The following is a 16,561-nucleotide window of genomic DNA, read 5'->3' on the forward strand; positions in this document are numbered from 1 at the left end:
CATGTCTCACCCCGGCGTAGGCTGAATGGCTGTCATCGGCCGCTCCTGCCGTCCCCGCGTCTCGCGGCATGGCCCGGCCCACGGGGGAGTAACGGGGAGTTGTGGTGGTCGAGAGTCTCGGCAGTATCGGTTCGCTGGTCAGCAGCCCATGGATCTACGCGCTGGTCGCCGTCTCGGTGCTCCTCGACATCTTCCTGCCGGTGCTGCCGAGCGGTGTCCTCGTGATCGCGGCGGCCACGGCGGCGGCCGCGGGCTCGGGCGCGGCGGCCGCCGGGCGGGTTCCGGACGACGTCCCCGACATCCTGGTCCTGACCCTGTGCGCGGCGACCGCCTCGGTCCTCGGCGACCTGGCGGTCTACCGCCTCGCGTGGCGAGGCGGGCCTCGCCTGGACCGCGCGATCGCCCGTTCCCGTCGGCTGACCACGGCGCAGGAACGTCTCGGCGGGGCCCTCGCCCGAGGCGGCGGCGCCCTCGTCGTCCTGGCCCGTTTCGCCCCCGCCGGCCGCTCGGTCGTCTCTCTCGTCGCCGGTACGGCCCACCGCCGGATCCGCGAGTTCCTCCCCTGGTCCGCCCTCGCCGGACTGGCCTGGGCCGCCTACAGCGTGGCCCTCGGCTACTTCGGCGGTCAGTGGCTGGGCGCGACCTGGCTGGCGGCAGGGGTATCACTGGTCGCGCTGTCCGGCGCAGGGGCGGGGGCCGCGTACCTGATGCGCCGCCAGCCCCGGGCGACGGAGGCTTCGTGACCACCGCGGCCGGCCGCCGCACGGCGCGCACCTGGAAGTGCCCTGAAGATCTTGAAATCGCGCCCGGCCTGCACCGATTCATGGCGATTGACATTCACAGGCAATCTCGGGCAAGCCGGGTGGCCAGAGCAAGATCTTCATCGGTCTTCGGGGGCCGGTCGTTCGGAGCGGGTCGGCTGAGAGGGACTGCGCCTCTCGGCCCACCCGAGCGGGGCGTGGTGCGTGCGGCTGCGAGGCGGAGGAGGGCGACGGGGCGGAGCCCCGGCCACCGACGACAACGCCGCGGATGCGCGTGCCACGCCCCGCGACGCCGGCAAGATCAAAACGCCAGGCCCTGAGCCTCGCGGCAACGGCGCACGGGGTGTCACGAGGCCCGCCGTGCGCCTCCCCGCACCTCCAGGCCGGCCAGCAGATCAGCCGTGGCCCCGGCGACGGCCTCCACCGCCTGCTCGAAGGCCTCCAGATTGTGCGCGGCGGGCGCACGGAACCCGGAGATCTTGCGCACGTACTGCAGGGCGGCGGCCCTGATCTCGTCCTCCGTGGCCTCCTCGGCCAGCATGGGCGGACGCAGTGTCTTGATGCTGCGGCACATGACGTCAGTCTCCCTTCTCCAGGTCCACCCGCCAGTCGTTCGATCTGATCCAGTGGCCCTTCGGATACTCGAAGTCGGCCTGCCCGAGCAGGGCGAAACCGGCCCCGCGGCAGACCGCGTTGGAGGCGGCGTGGTCGACACTCGGGAACGCGTGCAGATAGCGGTGCGTCCCGTCGGCACGGGCCGCCTCCCGCACCGCACGGGCCGCCCGCACGGCAAGTCCCCGCCCCTGGAACTCCGGCAACACCGCCCACCCGGTCTCCCAGACCTCCGCGCCCTGCCAGGTCCGCTGCCAGTACCCGATCGAGCCGACGGTCTCACCGCCGTCCGCCAGGGCAACCCGGTACATCCGCCCCGGGCCCGGATCGGCGTACCGCCGATGCCGGGCCGCGAGCTGCTCCTCTGTCTCCGGGCCGCCCAGGTGCGCGGTCATCCCGGGGCTGTTGGTCCTGCGCAGCAGCCACAGATCCGGCTCCGCCCAGGGGACCAGACACACTCGCTCCCCGCCCCGCGCCCCGCCTCCAACCGCCCGCTCGTCCACGCCTTCCATGCTCTTCACGGTAGGGCAGGGGTCTGACAGTCGGCCCCGGCAGCGACGGCCACACTTTCGCGTGAACCATCGAAGGGAACGCGCGCCTCAAAATCGAACAGGCGTATCATTGGCGCGTGGCTACGACCTATGATTTCCCCAGTGACCTCCTCGCCGGTCAGGAGGAACTGCATCAGGTCCGGGCCGAGCTGTCGGCCCTGCTGAAAAGACTTCCCTGGTCTGTCGAACCGCTCGACGGTTTCAGCGACAGGAACGGCTGGCGCAAGGTCGAGCGCCCGGCCTCCCCCGGCTGGTCGGCGGACGAGCAGGCCGAGGTGGAGAAGCTCCGGCGGCGCGAGCGCGAACTCGCCGTGTTCGTCAGCACCCATCGCTACTGGTCGGAAATCACCGGCCCCGACCAGGTGAGCGCCCGCTCGGAGCTGAAACGCGCCCACGAGGCCCCGGCCGAGGGGACCCCGCCATCAGCTCAGTGATCTCGGCGCTGTGGGTTCATCCACGGCAAGATCGCCGGCGGGCACACGCGAGAGGCCCCCGGAAGATCTCCGGGGGCCTCCGCACCGACGACAGCGGCGCCGGTCCTGGTGGGCGCGGACGGTTTCGAACCGCCGACATCCTGCTTGTAAGGCAGGCGCTCTACCCCTGAGCTACGCACCCAGGACGAGTCGACAGCCTACATGGCCCGGGGCACTGCCCGGCAAGCGTGTTGACGCCGATACCACCTCCGCCGGGGGGTTAACCCCACCCCCGATCCGGTAGTGGCCCGGATCCCGGCGGGGGCCCGTGCTCCGTACGGTCGAAGAGCCTCGTCGACGAGGGCCTCTTCCGCTCCGGGAGGGCCGGACGCGGCACTTCGTAGCCGTCCCAGGGGGAGATCGTCATGGCCGCCCGCACCGTTTCCGCTCGCACGTTCGCAGCCGTCGGCGTCGTCGCCGTTCTCGTGGCGGGTCTCGGCGCCTGCGCCTCCGCCTCGGACGACAAGGACCCCGAGCACCGGTCCTTCGCCCTTCAGGGCCGCACCCTCACCGTCGACTCCGACGACTCCGCCCTGGAGATCGTCGCCTCGGACGACCACACGTCCGGGAAGGCCGAGGTCACCCGGTGGTTCTCCGGATCGGTCGCCGTCGGTTCGGATCCCGAAGTGACCTGGAAGATGGACGACGACCGGCTGGTGCTGCGTACGCACTGCTCCGGCGTGGTCGCCGACTGCGCGGCCAGGCACCGCATCGAGGTGCCGCGGGGCATCGCCGTCCAGGTGGAGGAAGGAGACGGCAGCGTGCGGGCGCGGGGGTTCCGGGACGCGCTGAACATCCGTACCGGCGACGGGTCCGTGCACGTCACCGACTCCACCGGCCCTCTGGAGCTGCGCACCGGTGACGGATCCGTGCGCGCGGAGGTCTCCTCGCGCCGGGTGAACGCGCACACCGACGACGGCTCGGTCCGTATCGAACTCGGCACCGTTCCCGACCTGGTGGAGTCCCGCACCGGCGACGGTTCCGTGACGATCACGCTGCCCCGGGCCACGTACAAGGTGTCCGCCGAAACCGGTGACGGCGGGGTCGACGTGTCGGTGCCGCGGGACGACGCCAGCAGCCATGTGGTGAGCGCCCGGACCGGTGACGGCAAAGTCACGGTCCGAACCGCGAACTGACCGGCCCGTGTGTTCGTCCCTTACGGGTGGGAGAATGGACCCGGGCAGGACGGACGACACGGGAGAGGGATGTGACGGCGACACCATCGCAGCCGTACTCGCCGATGGTGGCGCGCGCGCAGCGCCTGCCACACCGCTCCCACCGCCGTCGCGCGCCCGGTGCGGGCCGTGACGTGCTCGTCCTCGTGGGCCTGCCGCTCCTCGCCGTGCTCGCGCTGCCCGCCGCGTTCGCCGGGGGCGGCACCCGGCGCTGGTTCGGCGGGCGGGCCGAGAGCCAGCGGGCGGAGGCACAGGCCGCGAAGGACGACGCGGCGGCCGCCTTCTACGACCTGGACACCGCTCAACGGGACCTGCGGATCTCGATAGAGACGATCGCGGCCGTCGACGCCTCCCCCGCCGCCCGGCGCGCGGTCACCGACTTCGAGGCGCTCGGCCGGCGGATCGACGAGGTCAGCCACCAGTACATCGGTGCCGTCGACGCCCATGACCTGGACCGGGACGATCTGGAGGCGTCGGCCGCCTCCCGCGCCCGCGGCGAACTGACCGCCGCCAAGAACGAGCTGGGCCGCGTCAAGCAGGAACTGGACCGCTTCGCCGACGGTCTCGGCCCCCTGCTCGGCAAGGCCGAGACCCAGCTGGCCCGGCTGGCGCCCACCGTCGAGCGCGCCCGGCAGGCCCTGCTCGCCGCCTCCAACGCCCTGGACGCCGCGCGGGAAGCCGGGCTGAGGGCGGACGACCTCGCCGCCCGGCTCGCCGCCCTCGGTCCGGAGCTGACCCGGCTGAACCAGGGCGCGGGACAGCACGGCGTGCCACAGACCCTCGAACGGGCCGAACGGGTCACCCGAGCGGCCGAGTCGGTCCGCGCCGAGGCGGAGCGGCTGCCCGAGCGCGCCGCCGAGATCGACCACCGGCTGGTCTCCCTGCGTACCCGCGCCCAGGCCCTGACCACCCGCACCGAACAGGTCGAACCGGTCCTGAGCGAACTGCGGCGGCGATTCACCGCAGCCTGCTGGCAGGACCTGCAGCAGGTGCCGGACCAGGCCACCGAATCGGTCCGGCAGGCCGAGCGAAAACTGACCGAGGCGCAGACCGCCCGCGACGAACAGCGCTGGCCCGACGCGACAGCCCTCCTGTCGACGGTGCGGGCGCTGCTGAATTCCACCGACGAGGCCGTCTCGGCCGCCGGAGACCGGCTGCGACAGCTGAACGCCGTGCAGAAGAACCCCCAGCAGGAGATCGAGCGCACCCGTTTCGCCATCCGTGACGCCCAGCGGCTGGCCATGGCGGGCCGCAACACCCCCGACCCCCGTCACGCGCGCCCACTGGACGACGCCGTGGCCCGGCTGGAACGGGCGATCACCACGCTGGAGGGCCGCCACCCCGACTACTGGCACTTCCTGACGGAGACCGAAGCGGTCCGGCAGACGGTGGCCGGCGTGGTCACCCGGATCCGGGAGGAGCGCGGGGCCGGCCACTGACCGCCGAGCGACTGCCGGTGCTCGGGCTCCGGTCCCGACCGAGTTTTCGCCGTCGGGCCTGGCCGCTGGGCCAGGCCGGTTAACCTGTGCGCATGCCTCGCTACGAGTACCGCTGCCGGAGCTGCGGCGACACCTTCGAACTGAGCCGCCCCATGGCCGAGTCCTCCGCTCCCGCCGCCTGTCCGGCGGGCCACCACGACACGGTGAAGCTGCTGTCGACGGTCGCGGTCGGCGGGTCGGCCTCCGCGTCGGCCCCGGCGCCCTCGTCGGGTGGCGGAGGCGGCTGCTGCGGCGGAGGCTGCTGCGGCTGACCCACCGCCTCGTCCAGCGTGGTCGGACAGATCCGCCAGGCCGCCTCACGGAGCTCGTCCAGGGCGCGGCGGCTCTCGTCGTGTGCCTGGCCCAGCAGCCGGTCCCGACGGCCGGCGTCCTGACTGCGGCGGGCCCGGCCGAGCAGCATGCCGAGGGCGACGAGACGCTGCTGAACGCCGTCGTGCAGGTCCCGCTCGGTGCGGCGTCGTTCGTCGTTTCACCGCGTCGACGACGGCGGCGCGGCCGGCGGACAGCCCGGCGATCCGCCGCTCCAGCTCCTCCTGGTGGCGGGGGCCGAGGAAATGACGCGCCAGCTGCCCCTCCAGTCCGACCACTCCGAATATTCCCTGTACGGCGAGGAACACGAGGAAGAAGCAACCGAGACTGCCGAGGCCGAACGAACCGGGGTTGCGTATGCCGTCCAGCAGGAGCCAGCCGTACATCCCGAAGGTGCCGTACCCGAGGCCGATGGCGGCGGTCCGCGGCAGCGTCGCACACTGCGGAAAACCGCAATTCCCGACTGCGGTGCACCACAGTCGATCCTGCGGTCTTCCTCAGTCTCCCTTCAGCTGCGATTTTCTAGCGTGGTCGTCATGACAGCCATCGCAGCGCAGACGGCCGCGGACAGCGGTGCGGCACCGCAGTGGATCAACGACCTCATGGACGCGCTCGGCGCACCGGGCGCCGGCCTCGCCATCGCTCTGGAAAACCTCTTCCCTCCCCTGCCGAGCGAAGTGATCCTGCCGCTCGCCGGGTTCGCGGCGAGTTCCGGCCGGATGAACCTGATCGCCGTCCTGCTGTGGACGACGGCGGGTTCGGTGATCGGCGCGCTCGCCCTGTACGGGGTCGGCGCGCTGCTCGGCCGGGACCGGACGGTGGCGATAGCGGGGAAGCTGCCGCTGGTGAAGGTGTCCGACATAGAGAAGACGGAGGCCTGGTTCCTGAAGCACGGGACCAAGGCGGTGTTCTTCGGCCGCATGATCCCGATCTTCCGCAGCCTGATCTCCGTACCGGCTGGTGTGGAGCGGATGCGGCTGCCCGTCTTCGTCGCGCTGACCACGCTGGGCAGCGCGATCTGGAACACCGTGTTCGTCCTCGCGGGCTACGCGTTGGGGGACAACTGGTCCGAGGTCTCGGGCATCGCGTCCACCTACTCGAAGGTGATCCTCGCGATCGCCGCCCTGGCGCTGCTGGTCTTCATCGGCATGCGGCTGATGCGGCCGGGGGCCGGCCACCGCAGGCGGGGCCGGGGCCGCGACCGGGGGCAGGCCGTACGGCCGCCGGCCGATGACGACGCCCGCCCCGGCACCCGGGGCGGGACCGGTGCCGGGGACGCGGACGAAGGGGTCAGCGAGCCGGGCTCACCGCGCGCAGGAACTCCCGAAGGATCCGCTCACCGGCCAGGACGCCGCGCTCGGGCAAGGCACTGACCGCCGGAGCCGTCCAGTCGGAGTCGGCCAGCTCGCCGTGGCCGGGGCGCCACCCCCGGTCGGCGGCGAGCAGCAGGTCGGCGTCGAGAAGGGAGTCGCCGGCGGCGAGGGTGAGATCGGCGCCCGTGCGGCGGGCGACCTCGTACACAGCGGCGCTCTTGGTGAGCGGCTTGGGGACGGCGTAGATCTTGCGGCCCTGGAGGGACACGGTCCAGCCGCGGTTCTCGGCCCACACGGCGAGTTCCTTCACCCAGTCCTCGGGCAGCAGTTCACGCTCGACGACGAGGTAGGCGAAGAGGTCCTCGGCGACCCGGTGCTTGCGCACCCACAGCGGGTCGGCGGTGTTCATCAGGTGGTCGCGGACCTCGGCCAGCGAGGCGCACTCGTCGGCCAGCCGTGCGGTCACCCGCGCGTGCCAGTCGGGGTCGGAGACACCGTCCACGAGCAGGTGACCGCCGTTGGCGCAGATCGCGTACTTCGACGGAGGGCCGGGGAGGTTGATGCGCTGGTACTGCTTGCGGGTCCGGGTCGTGGTCGGCACGAAGACCGCCGTGTCACCAAGGTCGGTCAGCAGCCCGGCCGCCGTCTCGGTCAGGTAGGAGAGGGGCTTGCTCTCGTAGACCTCGACGCACAGCAGCCGGGGTGCCCGCAGGTCGGGCATGGTCAGCCCGAGTGCGGCGGCCGAGTAGATGAGCGTGCGGTCGAGGTCGCTCGCGACGAGCACCGGCATCAGAGCGTCACCGCCTTGCCGTCGGCGCCGGTCGCGCCCCGCGTGTACTTGGGGTGGATCAGCCCGACACAGGTGTAGGGGAGGTCATCGACCTCCTCGACGGGTACGCCCCGCTGTTCGGCCAGCAGTCGTACGTGGTCGAGGTCGGCCCCGGCGCCGGCCCGGGCCAGGACCTTCCACGGCACACGGCGCAGCATCACGCGAGTGGTCTCGCCGACGCCGGGCTTGACGAGGTTCACGTCGTGGATGCCGTACTCCTCGCTGATGCGCTCGACAGCGGCCCAGCCCTCCCAGGTGGGGGTGCGGTCGGCGGACAGCAGCTCCTTGGCCTGGGCGTCGACCGTGTCGGCGACATCCGGGAAGCGACCGGAGACGGCGTCGAGGAAGTCCGGTGACAGGTCGGCGCCGGCGAGTTCGCGGTAGAACTTCGCGCCGTGGAAGTCGTGCGTGCCGACCAGGTCGGCACGGAGCACGGTGCGGGATATCAGGCCGGAGACCGTGGAGTTGAGGCAGGCGGAAGGGATGAGGAAGTCGTCGCGGGTGCCGTAGGTGCGCACACAGGAACCGGGGTCGGCGAGCACGGCGATCTCCGGGTCGAAGCCGGTGACGCCGTCGGAGACCTCGAAGTCGCCCAGGGCGGCGGCGAGTTCGCGAGTGATGGCGCCCTTGCCGGTCCAGCCGTCGACGAAGACGACGTCGGCGGGGTCGTGACGGTCGGCCAGCCAGCGCAGCGCGTTGGCGTCGATGCCGCGGCCCCGGACGATCGACACGGCGTAGTGAGGGAGGTCGAGGCCATGACGGAACTGCGCCCAGCGGCGCATGAGAACCCCGACGGGTGTGCCCGCGCGGGCGAGGGAGACCAGGACGGGGCGGGGCGACCGCTCGGCGAGCACGATCTCGGTGACGGCGCCGACCGCGCGGGCCAGCCGGGTCGCGGACGTCGCCAGCGCCGCGTGGAACAGCTCCTGGTACTGCTCGCTGGGCTGGTACTCCACGGGGAGCGATTCCGCGTAGTGCGCGCCGCCGCTCTGGATCGCCTCCTCGCGCTCCTCGGTGGGTGCCTCCAGCGTGACGTCCGAGAGGTCCTGGAGCAGCCAGCCGACCTCGTCGGGCGCGTACGAGGAGAAGTCGGGGCCGCGCAGGGGCTCGGGCAGCATGGAGGGCCTTTCGGAGGCTTGCGGGGCTTGCGGGGCCTCTGGGACGTACGACGGGACGACGGCCAGCAGGACGTGCGGGACGTGGGCGGCGAGCCGGGCCAGCAGTCCGTCGGGCCCGTGCAGCGCGGACGTGTCGGCGGCCGAGTCGACGACGGCGACGACGGCGTCGAAGCCGGCGCCCGCGACGTTGTAGGCGTAGCGCTCACCGGGGCCGTCGGCCGGGTCGTCGTGCGCGGAGAAGACCAGGCGGGTGCGTATCGCGTATCCGGGGTCGTCGACCGCGAGGACGGGAGAGCGGGTGGTGGTGGAGTAGCGCACGTCGGCGTCGGTGATCTGCTCCAGCGTGTGGGCCAGGCGCAGCGGGGCGTACATCAGTTCCTCGAAGCCGAGGACGAGCACCCGGCGGGCGCCTGGGGGCAGCGCCCCGACGATCCGTTCGGCCATGCCGGGCAGTGCGCTCTCCAGCCGGTCGCGCTGGGCGGCCGTGAACCCGTGTCGTCCACCGTCGGGGACCCCGCCGGGCCAGCGCAGGTCGACGCGTCCGACCGATCCGGACGGCCGGGCCGGGCCGGACTCGGCGGCAGAGCCGGACGGGCCGGCCGGAGCCGGCTCGGCGGTCCGCGTCTCGTACCGGGCGACGAGGTCCCGTCCCTTCTCCAGTACGCCCTCCGGCAGCCGGACCGTGCCCGAGGCGGCCGTCACCAGGTCCACGCGGGCGCCGATGTCGCGGGCGAATTCCTCCAGCCGGCCGGCGTCGGCGGGCGAGCGCATGTCGACGAGGGCCACCACGACGTACCGCTTGCGGGGATAGCGATCGTGCAGAGCGCGGACGGTGTTGAGCACCGTGTTGCCGGTGGAGAACTCGTCGTCGACGAGGACCAGCGGTCCGTCGCCGGCCAGCAGCGCCGGGTCCTCGGGCAGCAGGAGGTGGGAGGTCGCGTGCGAGTGGGACTCCTCGAAGCCGCCCGCCCGGGCGACGCCGGTGACCGGACGGCGGGTGGAGTGCAAGTACGGGGCGGGGCCCAGGCCGTCGGCGACCGAGTGGCCGAGGCCGGTGGCGGTCTCCGCGTAGCCGAGGACGACCGCGCGCTCGGCCGCTTCGGCGCCGAGCAGTTCGCGGACGCGCCTGCCGAGGGCGACGCCGTGGCCGTACACGACGGAGGGCGACTGCGGGACGTGCTTGCCGAGCACGTTCGAGACGAGCAGGTGCGCCCGCTTGGGGTTGCGGCGCAGGGCGAGCCCCAGCAGGTCGGTCAGTGTGTCGTCACCGGCGAGCTCGACGCCGAGCCGCTCGGCGACCCAGCTGCCGGACCAGACTCCGGCGCGCCCCTCGGCGCGCGCCCTCTCGGTCATGTACTCGTGCCTCCCGTTGTCCACCGGGGCATGGGCCCTTGCGTCGGTCATGGATTCCTTGCGTTCAGTCGGACAGGGCGGTGCGGTCAGTCGGACAGACCGGCGGCGAGGAGTTCCACGAAACCGATGTCCTCGTTCGCCACCCCGAAGACCTCCGCCCGCAGCAGCGTGCGCTCGGCCCAGGCGCGGTGGGGTTTCACCTCGTTCATCTTGTTCGTGTAGGCGGACCTCAGTACACCCCCGCCGCCGCGTTCCGGCCGCAGGATGTCCTGGGCGTCACTGAACTCCTCGTGGCTGACCACGGACAGCGCGTGCACGGGGAGCACGTGCGAGGGGTGGATGCAGGTCTTGCCCAGCAGGCCGTTGGCGCGGTCCAGGGAGATCTCCCGCAGCAGACCGTCCATGGCGTGCGCGATCAGCTTCTGCCGCAGTTCGACCGCCTGCACCTCCAGGAAGGGGCTCTGCCGCAGTTGCGGTTTGAACATCCTCTCCTGGACGCGGAAGTACTCCCATACCGGCCCGGTCACCGTGAATCCGGTGCCGTCGGCCCGGGCGAGCATGTTCACCACGTCGGAGATCACGGAGGCGACGATCTGGACGTCGTACGCCGTCATGTCGGGGCCCCTGCGCAGCCCGTACGAGGAGCAGAAGTCGGTGACGCCGAGACGCAGGGCGAGCACGCGGTCGCGGTACTTGTCGACCGCGCGGAAGATGCCCTCCAGCGTCTGCACGCGGGACTCCCGGTACAGCAGGTCCGGCGACTCCAGTACAGGCATGGCGAAGAGCCTGTGGCCGGCAGCTGCCTCGGCGGCCGAGAGCGCCTCCAGGAAGGGCACGCCGCGTTCCTCGGTGAACTTCGGCAGCACGAAGCCGGACAGCAGCCGCACGGCGGGGCCGAGGCGCCGCACGAGGTCGGGTATCTGCTCGGGGGTGCGGACCCGGACGAAGAGCAGGGGGACGTCGTCGACGGAACGGGCCGCCAGTTCCGTGAGCTGGGCGACGAGGTTCGCCTCGCCGACCGGCACGTCGGCGTCGTCGATCGAGTCCTCCAGGCACAGCACCATCGACACCACACCGCTCACCCGCTGCTTGAGGATGTCGTCGGCGAGTCTGGGGCGGGTGGCAGGGCTGTAGAGCGTGGCGCCCAGGGCCGCGGACAGCAGCCGGGCCGGAGAGTCCGCCGTGAAGGCGCAGGGCTCCTGGTGGAAGAGACGCTTCCGCACATCAGGGGCAATCTGCCCGAAATGACGCATTAAACTCCCCCGCGGTGTCTGGGCGACCTGTGAAGTGTCCAAAGGTGGCCGGTAATAGTACGTACGTATCCATGTCGGAGGTTCCCACTGGGCATGAATTCCAGGTAACCCGGCTGTGTCGGCGGCGGCCACCCGAAGTGAGCGGACACGACCCGAGTACCCGCCCCCGCGTTGTCGTGACCAGGACCGAGAGGGCAGGATGACGGCATGACGCACGCGATGCTGAAGGGGTCGAACGTCCCGCTGCAAGCCACCACGGTACGCGCCGTGCTGCGCTGGACACCCGGGCAGGGGGTCCCCGACATCGACGCCTCCGCTCTTCTGCTGGGGCCCGACGACCGCGTGCGTTCCGACGAGGACTTCGTCTTCTACAACCAGCCCCGGCATCCCTCGGGTCAGGTCTGGCGGCTCGGCAAGAAGCGGGTCGACGAGGGCCTGACCGACACGATCCAGACAGATCTCTCCCGGGTCGAGCCGTCCGTGGGCCGCATCCTGCTCGTCGCCTCGGCGGACGGCGTCGCCTTCGACCGGGTCCGGTCGCTGCGCATCATGCTGCACGATGCCACGGCCGCCGACGCGGAGCCGCTGGCGTACTTCGACGTCAAGCCGGAGACGGGCCAGGAGACGGCGCTGATCTGCGGCGAACTGTACCGGCGCGGGGACGGCTGGAAGTTCCGGGCGCTGGGCGAGGGCTACTCGAACGGGCTCAAGGGCCTGGCGACCGACTTCGGCATCTCGGTGGACGAGTCGGAGGGGGCGGACGACCCCGTGTCGGCCCCCCGGCCGGAACCCGCCCAGACCACGCCCGTCCAGACCACGCCCGCCCCGCCGGCGGTCGGCCCCGACGAGCCGACGACCGTGCAGCCCCTCCCGGGGGTGTCGCGGCCGCTGCCCCCGGAGCAGCCCGCCGGAGTACCGGCACAGCCCGCGTACGGCTATCCGCAGCGGCCGCCGACGACACAGCCGGCCTACGGCTACCCGCAGCCGGCCGGACGGCCCGGGTACGGATACCCGCAGGCGCCCGCCGCGGCGGGGGTCACCGGCGCGCAGCCCGGCTACGGTTATCCGCCGCCGGTCACCGGGGCGCCCGACCCGGACTTCCGGCTGCCGCCGCAAGGACCGCAGTTCGTCGGCCGGTAACCGCCCGGACGATCGCGGTACGTCCCTCAGCGGAACGGGCGGCAGCCTGAACGGGATGGGCCGGGGCGGGACGGGCCGGGCCGGGATGGGCCGGGCCGGGCCTCAGCGGGACGGGCGGAGCCTCAGCGCTCCGCCTTGCTCTTGTGCCCGCGGCCCCATTGCAGGCCCCACCCGTACAGCCGGTCCAGCTCCCCCTGGAAGCCGTACACGAACTTCACCTCGCGACGGACGAAGATCTCGCCCTTGATGTTCTCGATCATCACCACGGCGCAGGACCGGGCCTGCGGATGGCGCTCGTCGAGGCCTATCTCGATGCGGGGGCCATTGCTCGGGTAGAGCGTGACGATGGCGTGCGTCCGGTCGAAGGCCGGGGTCTGGTCGTAGATGTAGGCGAAGAGCAGGAGGCGCTTGATCGCGTCCTTGTGGTCGAGGTTGACGTAGATCGTCTCGCCGGAGGCCGAGCCGAAGCGGTCGTCGCCGCTGAGCTTGACGTACGGCGGGCCGTTGACGTCGCCGAGGAAGCCGCCCAGCGGCTGGACGACCCCGCGGGTGCCGTCCTGCAGCTCGTAGAGGCAGCCGAGGTCGAGGTCGACGTTGACCATGCTCTGGCTGTGGCCGATGACCTCGGGGGGCTTGAGCGCCTTGAAGGGGTGCCGCAGCAGGCTCTCGCGCTGTGCGCCCATGATGTCCGAGGTCCGCATCCGCCAGGAGAGGTTGACGCGCAGGTTGCCGGTCGCCGCGCCCTGCTTCGTCAGCGAGACCTGGCTGTGCCGTTTGGTCAGCTGGATGGAGTTGGTGGCCGCGCTGCCCGAGTCGAACTCGGACTCGCGACCGCGCCACAGACCGTCCAAAAAGCCCATTCCCGCCCCCACCTTCGCTCGAACCACCGACCGCGGACCGCCGACGGGGCGGCCCCGAGGAGTGGTCCTCGTCGGCCGCCCCGCACAGAGCGTTCCTCGCCCGGGCCGTGTTCACACCGAAGGAGCAGGCGCACCGGGAGCGAACCCGGCCCGGGAACAGAAGGGTTTCACACCCCGGAGGAGACCTCCGCCTTCTCCTTGCCGCCTTCTCCCCCGGCCTCGGCGAGCCGCTTGTTGCGGCGCACGGAGGACCAGAAGGAGGCGCCGATCAGGACCACGCCGATCATGCCGGTGATGAACTCGTTGATCTCGTACTGGATGGTCACCAGGAGGACGACGGCGAGGGCGCCGATGGCGTAGTGGGCGCCGTGCTCCAGGTAGACGTAGTCGTCGAGGGTGCCCTCGCGGACCAGGTAGACGGTCAGCGACCGGACGTACATGGCGCCGATGCCGAGGCCGAGGGCCATCAGGACGATGTCGTTGGTGATGGCGAAGGCGCCGATGACGCCGTCGAAGGAGAACGACGCGTCCAGGACCTCCAGGTAGAGGAACATGAAGAACGCGGCCTTGCCGGCCAGCTTGACGGCCGACTTGGGCTTGCCGGCGCGTTCGGCCCGCTCCTCGGCCTCGTGCTCCCGCTCCTCCTCCTCTTCGAGCTTGTCCTCGAAGAAGCCGGAGAGGCCACCGACGACCAGATAGGTGATCAGGCCGGCGATACCGGAGAGCAGGACGGTCTCCGCCTTGTCGGCGTGCGTGCCGCCGTGCTGGTGGGCGTGGGCGCCGAAGGTGATCGCGGAGACGAGCAGCACGATCAGGGCGATGCAGGCCGACAGCATGTCGACCTTGCCGAGCTTGGCCAGCGGGCGCTCCAGCCGGCCCAGCCACTTGATGTCCCGGTCCTCGAAGATGAAGTCGAGGAAGATCATCAGGAGGAACATGCCACCGAAGGCGGCGATCGACGGATGGGCGTCCGTCACCAGCTCCTGATAGCGGTCCTTGTCGGTGAGGGCGAGGTCGACGGCCTCGATCGGCCCGAGCGACGCGCTGACCGCCACGATCAGGACCGGGAAGACCAGGCGCATGCCGAAGACGGCGATCAGGATGCCGATGGTGAGGAAGATCTTCTGCCAGAAGGCATTCATCTTCTTCAGGATCCCGGCGTTGACCACCGCGTTGTCGAAGGACAGCGAGATCTCCAGGACGGACAGGATCGCCACGATGCCGAAGGCGGCCCACCCCCCGTAGAAGACCGCGGCCACCAGGCCGAGCGCGGTGACCGCGAACGACCACCCGAAGGTTTTCAGAACCACTGGCTACCCAATCGTGTGTGTACGGGGCTCCCCCGCGCCGTACGCGGCTTTACGAAACGTTGACTCCGAAGTCTAGAGCGATGCCCCGGAGCCCCGACGCGTACCCCTGCCCCACCGCCCGGAACTTCCATTCGCCCTGGTAACGGTAGAGCTCACCGAAGATCATCGCGGTCTCCGTCGAGGCGTCCTCGCTCAGGTCGTAGCGGGCGAGTTCCTGGCCGTCGGCCTGGTTGACGACCCGGATGAAGGCGTTGCTGACCTGGCCGAAGGTCTGGCCGCGTTCGTCGGCCATGTGGATCGAGACCGGAAAGACGATCTTGTCGCAGTGGGCCGGCACCCCGGAGAGATCGACCAGCACCGACTCGTCGTCGCCGTCGCCCTCACCGGTGAGGTTGTCGCCGGTGTGCTCGACCGACCCGTCCGGGCTCTTGAGCTGGTTGTAGAAGACGAACCACTCGTCGCCGAGCACCCGGCCGCTGCTGCACACCAGCGCGCTGGCGTCCAGGTCGAAGGGTGCTCCGGTGGTGGAACGCGCGTCCCAGCCCAGTCCGACCAGTACCTGTGTGAGGTTCGGTGCGGCCTTGGACAGGGAGACGTTGCCTCCCTTGGCAAGCGTGACGCCCATGGTGATCCCTCCCCGGGTGATGGTTCTCGGGTTTCCTGCACGTCCGGCGCCGCACGTAAACCGTGCGGCGCCGGACGGTCGAGGCGGTGGCCTCGGACGTATCGGTGACTCAGACGTTCACGCCGAAGTCCTGCGCGATGCCGCGCAGGCCGGAGGCGTAGCCCTGGCCGATGGCGCGGAACTTCCACTCCGCACCGTGCCGGTACAGCTCGCCGAAGACCATGGCGGTCTCCGTGGACGCGTCCTCGCTCAGGTCGTACCGGGCGATCTCGGCGCCGCCGGCCTGGTTGACGACGCGGATGAACGCGTTGCGCACCTGGCCGAAGGACTGCTGGCGGTTCTCGGCGTCGTAGATCGAGACCGGGAAGGTGATCTTCTCGACGTCGGCGGGGACGGTGGCGAGATCGATCTTGATCTGCTCGTCGTCGCCCTCGCCCTCACCGGTGAGGTTGTCGCCGGTGTGCTCGACCGATCCGTCCGGGCTCTTGAGGTTGTTGAAGAAGATGAAGTGTGCGTCGCTGGCGACCTTGCCGCCGCTGTTCAGCAGCAGCGCGCTGGCGTCGAGGTCGAAGTCGGTGCCGGTCGTGGTGCGGATGTCCCACCCCAGACCGACGATGACCGCGGTCAGGCCGGGGGCCTCCTTGGTCAGCGAGACATTGCCGCCCTTGCTGAGGCTGACTCCCACGAGTCCTCCATTGGTGTCCTGGGGCGGGGAGCCCCGTAGTGCGTGGATATCGGATCAACGATTCGATCCTAGTGACGGGTTCCCGCCCCCCGCAGGCCCTGGAACCGACAAATCACACGGTGTCGATCACGTCTCGATCACAGGGTGTCGAGCGCCTTCACGTACTCGGTCAGGTCACGGGCGTCCGGCAGGCCGTTGACGACGGTCCAGCGGACCACGCCCTCCTGGTCGATGATGAAGGTGCCCCGGACGGCGCAGCCCTTGTCCTCGTCGAAGACGCCGTACGCGCGCGAGACGTTGCCGTGCGGCCAGAAGTCGGACAGCAGCGGGTACTCCAGGCCCTCCTGCTCGGCGAATACGCGCAGGGTGTGGATCGAGTCGTTGGAGACGGCCAGCACCTGGGTGTCGCGGTCGGAGAACTGCGGCAGATGGTCGCGCACCTCGCACAGCTCGCCGGTGCACACGCCGGTGAAGGCGAACGGGTAGAAGAGCAGCACGACGTTCTTCCGGCCGCGGAAGTCGGACAGCCGGACGGTCGCGCCGTGGTTGTCCTTGAGTTCGAAGTCGGGGGCCTTGTCGCCGACCTGGAGCGTCATGTCCTGTTCGTCCCTTCGTAGGGTGGTTCGGTGGAACCACCCTACGCAGGGATCATCGCGGGTCCGCGGACGGGCCGACGGCGGTCGGCCCGTACGGGG

The 16,561-nt window shown here is 71.0% G+C and carries 17 protein-coding genes, 1 tRNA gene and 1 pseudogene; 7 read left to right on the forward strand and 12 right to left on the reverse strand.

Going from position 1 to position 16,561, the window contains the following annotated elements:
* Positions 1–104: 104 nt before the first annotated feature.
* The gene (locus ACIQ1J_RS02945; protein WP_403553543.1) at positions 105–743 is read left to right on the forward strand and encodes a DedA family protein; all 639 of its coding nucleotides are present in this window, start codon (positions 105–107) and stop codon (positions 741–743) included.
* A 364-nt stretch (positions 744–1,107) separates the two neighbouring features.
* Here ACIQ1J_RS02945 and ACIQ1J_RS02950 read toward each other — a convergent pair whose 3' ends face one another.
* Positions 1,108–1,335 carry a DUF2277 domain-containing protein gene (locus ACIQ1J_RS02950; protein WP_403553545.1) on the reverse strand — a complete coding sequence of 76 codons (228 nt, stop codon included), beginning with the start codon at positions 1,333–1,335 and terminating at the stop codon, positions 1,108–1,110.
* Positions 1,336–1,339: 4 nt separating this feature from the next.
* Positions 1,340–1,885 (reverse strand): GNAT family N-acetyltransferase, encoded by a 546-nt coding sequence (locus ACIQ1J_RS02955; protein WP_403553547.1) that lies wholly within the window; start codon positions 1,883–1,885, stop codon positions 1,340–1,342.
* A gap of 116 nt (positions 1,886–2,001) precedes the next feature.
* Between ACIQ1J_RS02955 and ACIQ1J_RS02960 the strand changes: the two genes are divergently transcribed.
* Positions 2,002–2,358 (forward strand): hypothetical protein, encoded by a 357-nt coding sequence (locus ACIQ1J_RS02960; protein ID WP_403553549.1) that lies wholly within the window; start codon positions 2,002–2,004, stop codon positions 2,356–2,358.
* Between the two features lie 106 nt (positions 2,359–2,464).
* Here the strand turns inward: ACIQ1J_RS02960 and ACIQ1J_RS02965 are convergent.
* A tRNA-Val gene (locus tag ACIQ1J_RS02965) sits at positions 2,465–2,539 on the reverse strand.
* 223 nt (positions 2,540–2,762) lie between these two features.
* Here ACIQ1J_RS02965 and ACIQ1J_RS02970 point away from each other — a divergent pair.
* The 3 genes from ACIQ1J_RS02970 to ACIQ1J_RS02980 all read left to right on the forward strand — a co-directional run bounded on the left by ACIQ1J_RS02970 (position 2,763) and on the right by ACIQ1J_RS02980 (position 5,322).
* Positions 2,763–3,533 carry a DUF4097 family beta strand repeat-containing protein gene (locus ACIQ1J_RS02970; RefSeq protein ID WP_403553551.1) on the forward strand — a complete coding sequence of 257 codons (771 nt, stop codon included), beginning with the start codon at positions 2,763–2,765 and terminating at the stop codon, positions 3,531–3,533.
* Positions 3,534–3,604: 71 nt separating this feature from the next.
* On the forward strand, positions 3,605–5,011 hold the full coding sequence (locus ACIQ1J_RS02975; protein ID WP_210958603.1) for a hypothetical protein: 1,407 nt from the start codon (positions 3,605–3,607) through the stop codon (positions 5,009–5,011).
* A 92-nt stretch (positions 5,012–5,103) separates the two neighbouring features.
* On the forward strand, positions 5,104–5,322 hold the full coding sequence (locus ACIQ1J_RS02980) for a zinc ribbon domain-containing protein (protein ID WP_403553553.1): 219 nt from the start codon (positions 5,104–5,106) through the stop codon (positions 5,320–5,322).
* A 77-nt stretch (positions 5,323–5,399) separates the two neighbouring features.
* Here the strand turns inward: ACIQ1J_RS02980 and ACIQ1J_RS02985 are convergent.
* Positions 5,400–5,510 (reverse strand): annotated as a pseudogene (locus ACIQ1J_RS02985) (sensor histidine kinase); the annotation flags it as partial.
* 406 nt (positions 5,511–5,916) lie between these two features.
* Between ACIQ1J_RS02985 and ACIQ1J_RS02990 the strand changes: the two are divergent.
* Positions 5,917–6,753, forward strand: a complete 837-nt coding sequence (locus ACIQ1J_RS02990; RefSeq protein WP_403553555.1) for a DedA family protein — start codon at positions 5,917–5,919, stop codon at positions 6,751–6,753.
* On the opposite strand, the gene ACIQ1J_RS02995 is transcribed toward ACIQ1J_RS02990, so the two are convergent.
* From ACIQ1J_RS02995 to ACIQ1J_RS03005, 3 genes are all read right to left on the reverse strand, one after another.
* Entirely contained in the window at positions 6,671–7,483 is an 813-nt protein-coding gene (locus ACIQ1J_RS02995; RefSeq protein WP_403553557.1) for an HAD family hydrolase, read from the reverse strand. The two genes, ACIQ1J_RS02990 and ACIQ1J_RS02995, sit on opposite strands and share 83 nt — an antisense overlap.
* Positions 7,483–9,993, reverse strand: coding sequence for a phosphoribosyltransferase (locus tag ACIQ1J_RS03000; protein ID WP_403553811.1), 2,511 nt, complete (start codon positions 9,991–9,993; stop codon positions 7,483–7,485). The genes ACIQ1J_RS02995 and ACIQ1J_RS03000 overlap by 1 nt, the downstream gene beginning before the upstream one ends.
* 86 nt (positions 9,994–10,079) lie before the next feature.
* Complete coding sequence (locus ACIQ1J_RS03005) at positions 10,080–11,246, reverse strand: HpcH/HpaI aldolase/citrate lyase family protein (RefSeq protein WP_210958598.1); 1,167 nt, start codon at positions 11,244–11,246, stop codon at positions 10,080–10,082.
* A 207-nt stretch (positions 11,247–11,453) separates the two neighbouring features.
* On the opposite strand from ACIQ1J_RS03005, the gene ACIQ1J_RS03010 reads away from it, so the two are divergent.
* Entirely contained in the window at positions 11,454–12,386 is a 933-nt protein-coding gene (locus tag ACIQ1J_RS03010) for a TerD family protein (RefSeq protein WP_403553559.1), read from the forward strand.
* A gap of 122 nt (positions 12,387–12,508) precedes the next feature.
* Here the strand turns inward: ACIQ1J_RS03010 and ACIQ1J_RS03015 are convergent, their stop codons facing one another.
* The 5 genes from ACIQ1J_RS03015 to ACIQ1J_RS03035 all read right to left on the reverse strand — a co-directional run bounded on the left by ACIQ1J_RS03015 (position 12,509) and on the right by ACIQ1J_RS03035 (position 16,462).
* Entirely contained in the window at positions 12,509–13,246 is a 738-nt protein-coding gene (locus ACIQ1J_RS03015) for a Tellurium resistance (RefSeq protein ID WP_403553561.1), read from the reverse strand.
* Positions 13,247–13,413: 167 nt separating this feature from the next.
* Entirely contained in the window at positions 13,414–14,556 is a 1,143-nt protein-coding gene (locus ACIQ1J_RS03020; RefSeq protein ID WP_403553563.1) for a DUF475 domain-containing protein, read from the reverse strand.
* A gap of 49 nt (positions 14,557–14,605) precedes the next feature.
* Positions 14,606–15,181 carry a TerD family protein gene (locus ACIQ1J_RS03025; protein ID WP_121746764.1) on the reverse strand — a complete coding sequence of 192 codons (576 nt, stop codon included), beginning with the start codon at positions 15,179–15,181 and terminating at the stop codon, positions 14,606–14,608.
* A gap of 109 nt (positions 15,182–15,290) precedes the next feature.
* Entirely contained in the window at positions 15,291–15,866 is a 576-nt protein-coding gene (locus ACIQ1J_RS03030) for a calcium homeostasis/redox stress adaptation protein (RefSeq protein ID WP_053130137.1), read from the reverse strand.
* Positions 15,867–16,003: 137 nt separating this feature from the next.
* The gene (locus ACIQ1J_RS03035) at positions 16,004–16,462 is read right to left on the reverse strand and encodes a peroxiredoxin (RefSeq protein ID WP_210958592.1); all 459 of its coding nucleotides are present in this window, start codon (positions 16,460–16,462) and stop codon (positions 16,004–16,006) included.
* Between the last annotated feature and the right edge of the window lie 99 nt (positions 16,463–16,561).

The organism is Streptomyces sp. NPDC097107 (genome assembly GCF_044762405.1).
Lineage (GTDB): Bacteria > Actinomycetota > Actinomycetes > Streptomycetales > Streptomycetaceae > Streptomyces > Streptomyces thinghirensis.

Coding starts and splice junctions, on each gene's coding strand:
- ACIQ1J_RS02950 (WP_403553545.1), bottom strand. CDS start 1,335: ATGTGCCGCAGCATCAAGACACTGCGTCCGCCCATGCTGGCCGAGGAG.
- ACIQ1J_RS02955 (WP_403553547.1), bottom strand. CDS start 1,885: ATGGAAGGCGTGGACGAGCGGGCGGTTGGAGGCGGGGCGCGGGGCGGG.
- ACIQ1J_RS02970 (WP_403553551.1), top strand. CDS start 2,763: ATGGCCGCCCGCACCGTTTCCGCTCGCACGTTCGCAGCCGTCGGCGTC.
- ACIQ1J_RS02980 (WP_403553553.1), top strand. CDS start 5,104: ATGCCTCGCTACGAGTACCGCTGCCGGAGCTGCGGCGACACCTTCGAA.
- ACIQ1J_RS02990 (WP_403553555.1), top strand. CDS start 5,917: ATGACAGCCATCGCAGCGCAGACGGCCGCGGACAGCGGTGCGGCACCG.
- ACIQ1J_RS02995 (WP_403553557.1), bottom strand. CDS start 7,483: ATGCCGGTGCTCGTCGCGAGCGACCTCGACCGCACGCTCATCTACTCG.
- ACIQ1J_RS03000 (WP_403553811.1), bottom strand. CDS start 9,993: ATGACCGAGAGGGCGCGCGCCGAGGGGCGCGCCGGAGTCTGGTCCGGC.
- ACIQ1J_RS03005 (WP_210958598.1), bottom strand. CDS start 11,246: ATGCGTCATTTCGGGCAGATTGCCCCTGATGTGCGGAAGCGTCTCTTC.
- ACIQ1J_RS03010 (WP_403553559.1), top strand. CDS start 11,454: ATGACGCACGCGATGCTGAAGGGGTCGAACGTCCCGCTGCAAGCCACC.
- ACIQ1J_RS03015 (WP_403553561.1), bottom strand. CDS start 13,246: ATGGGCTTTTTGGACGGTCTGTGGCGCGGTCGCGAGTCCGAGTTCGAC.
- ACIQ1J_RS03025 (WP_121746764.1), bottom strand. CDS start 15,181: ATGGGCGTCACGCTTGCCAAGGGAGGCAACGTCTCCCTGTCCAAGGCC.
- ACIQ1J_RS03035 (WP_210958592.1), bottom strand. CDS start 16,462: ATGACGCTCCAGGTCGGCGACAAGGCCCCCGACTTCGAACTCAAGGAC.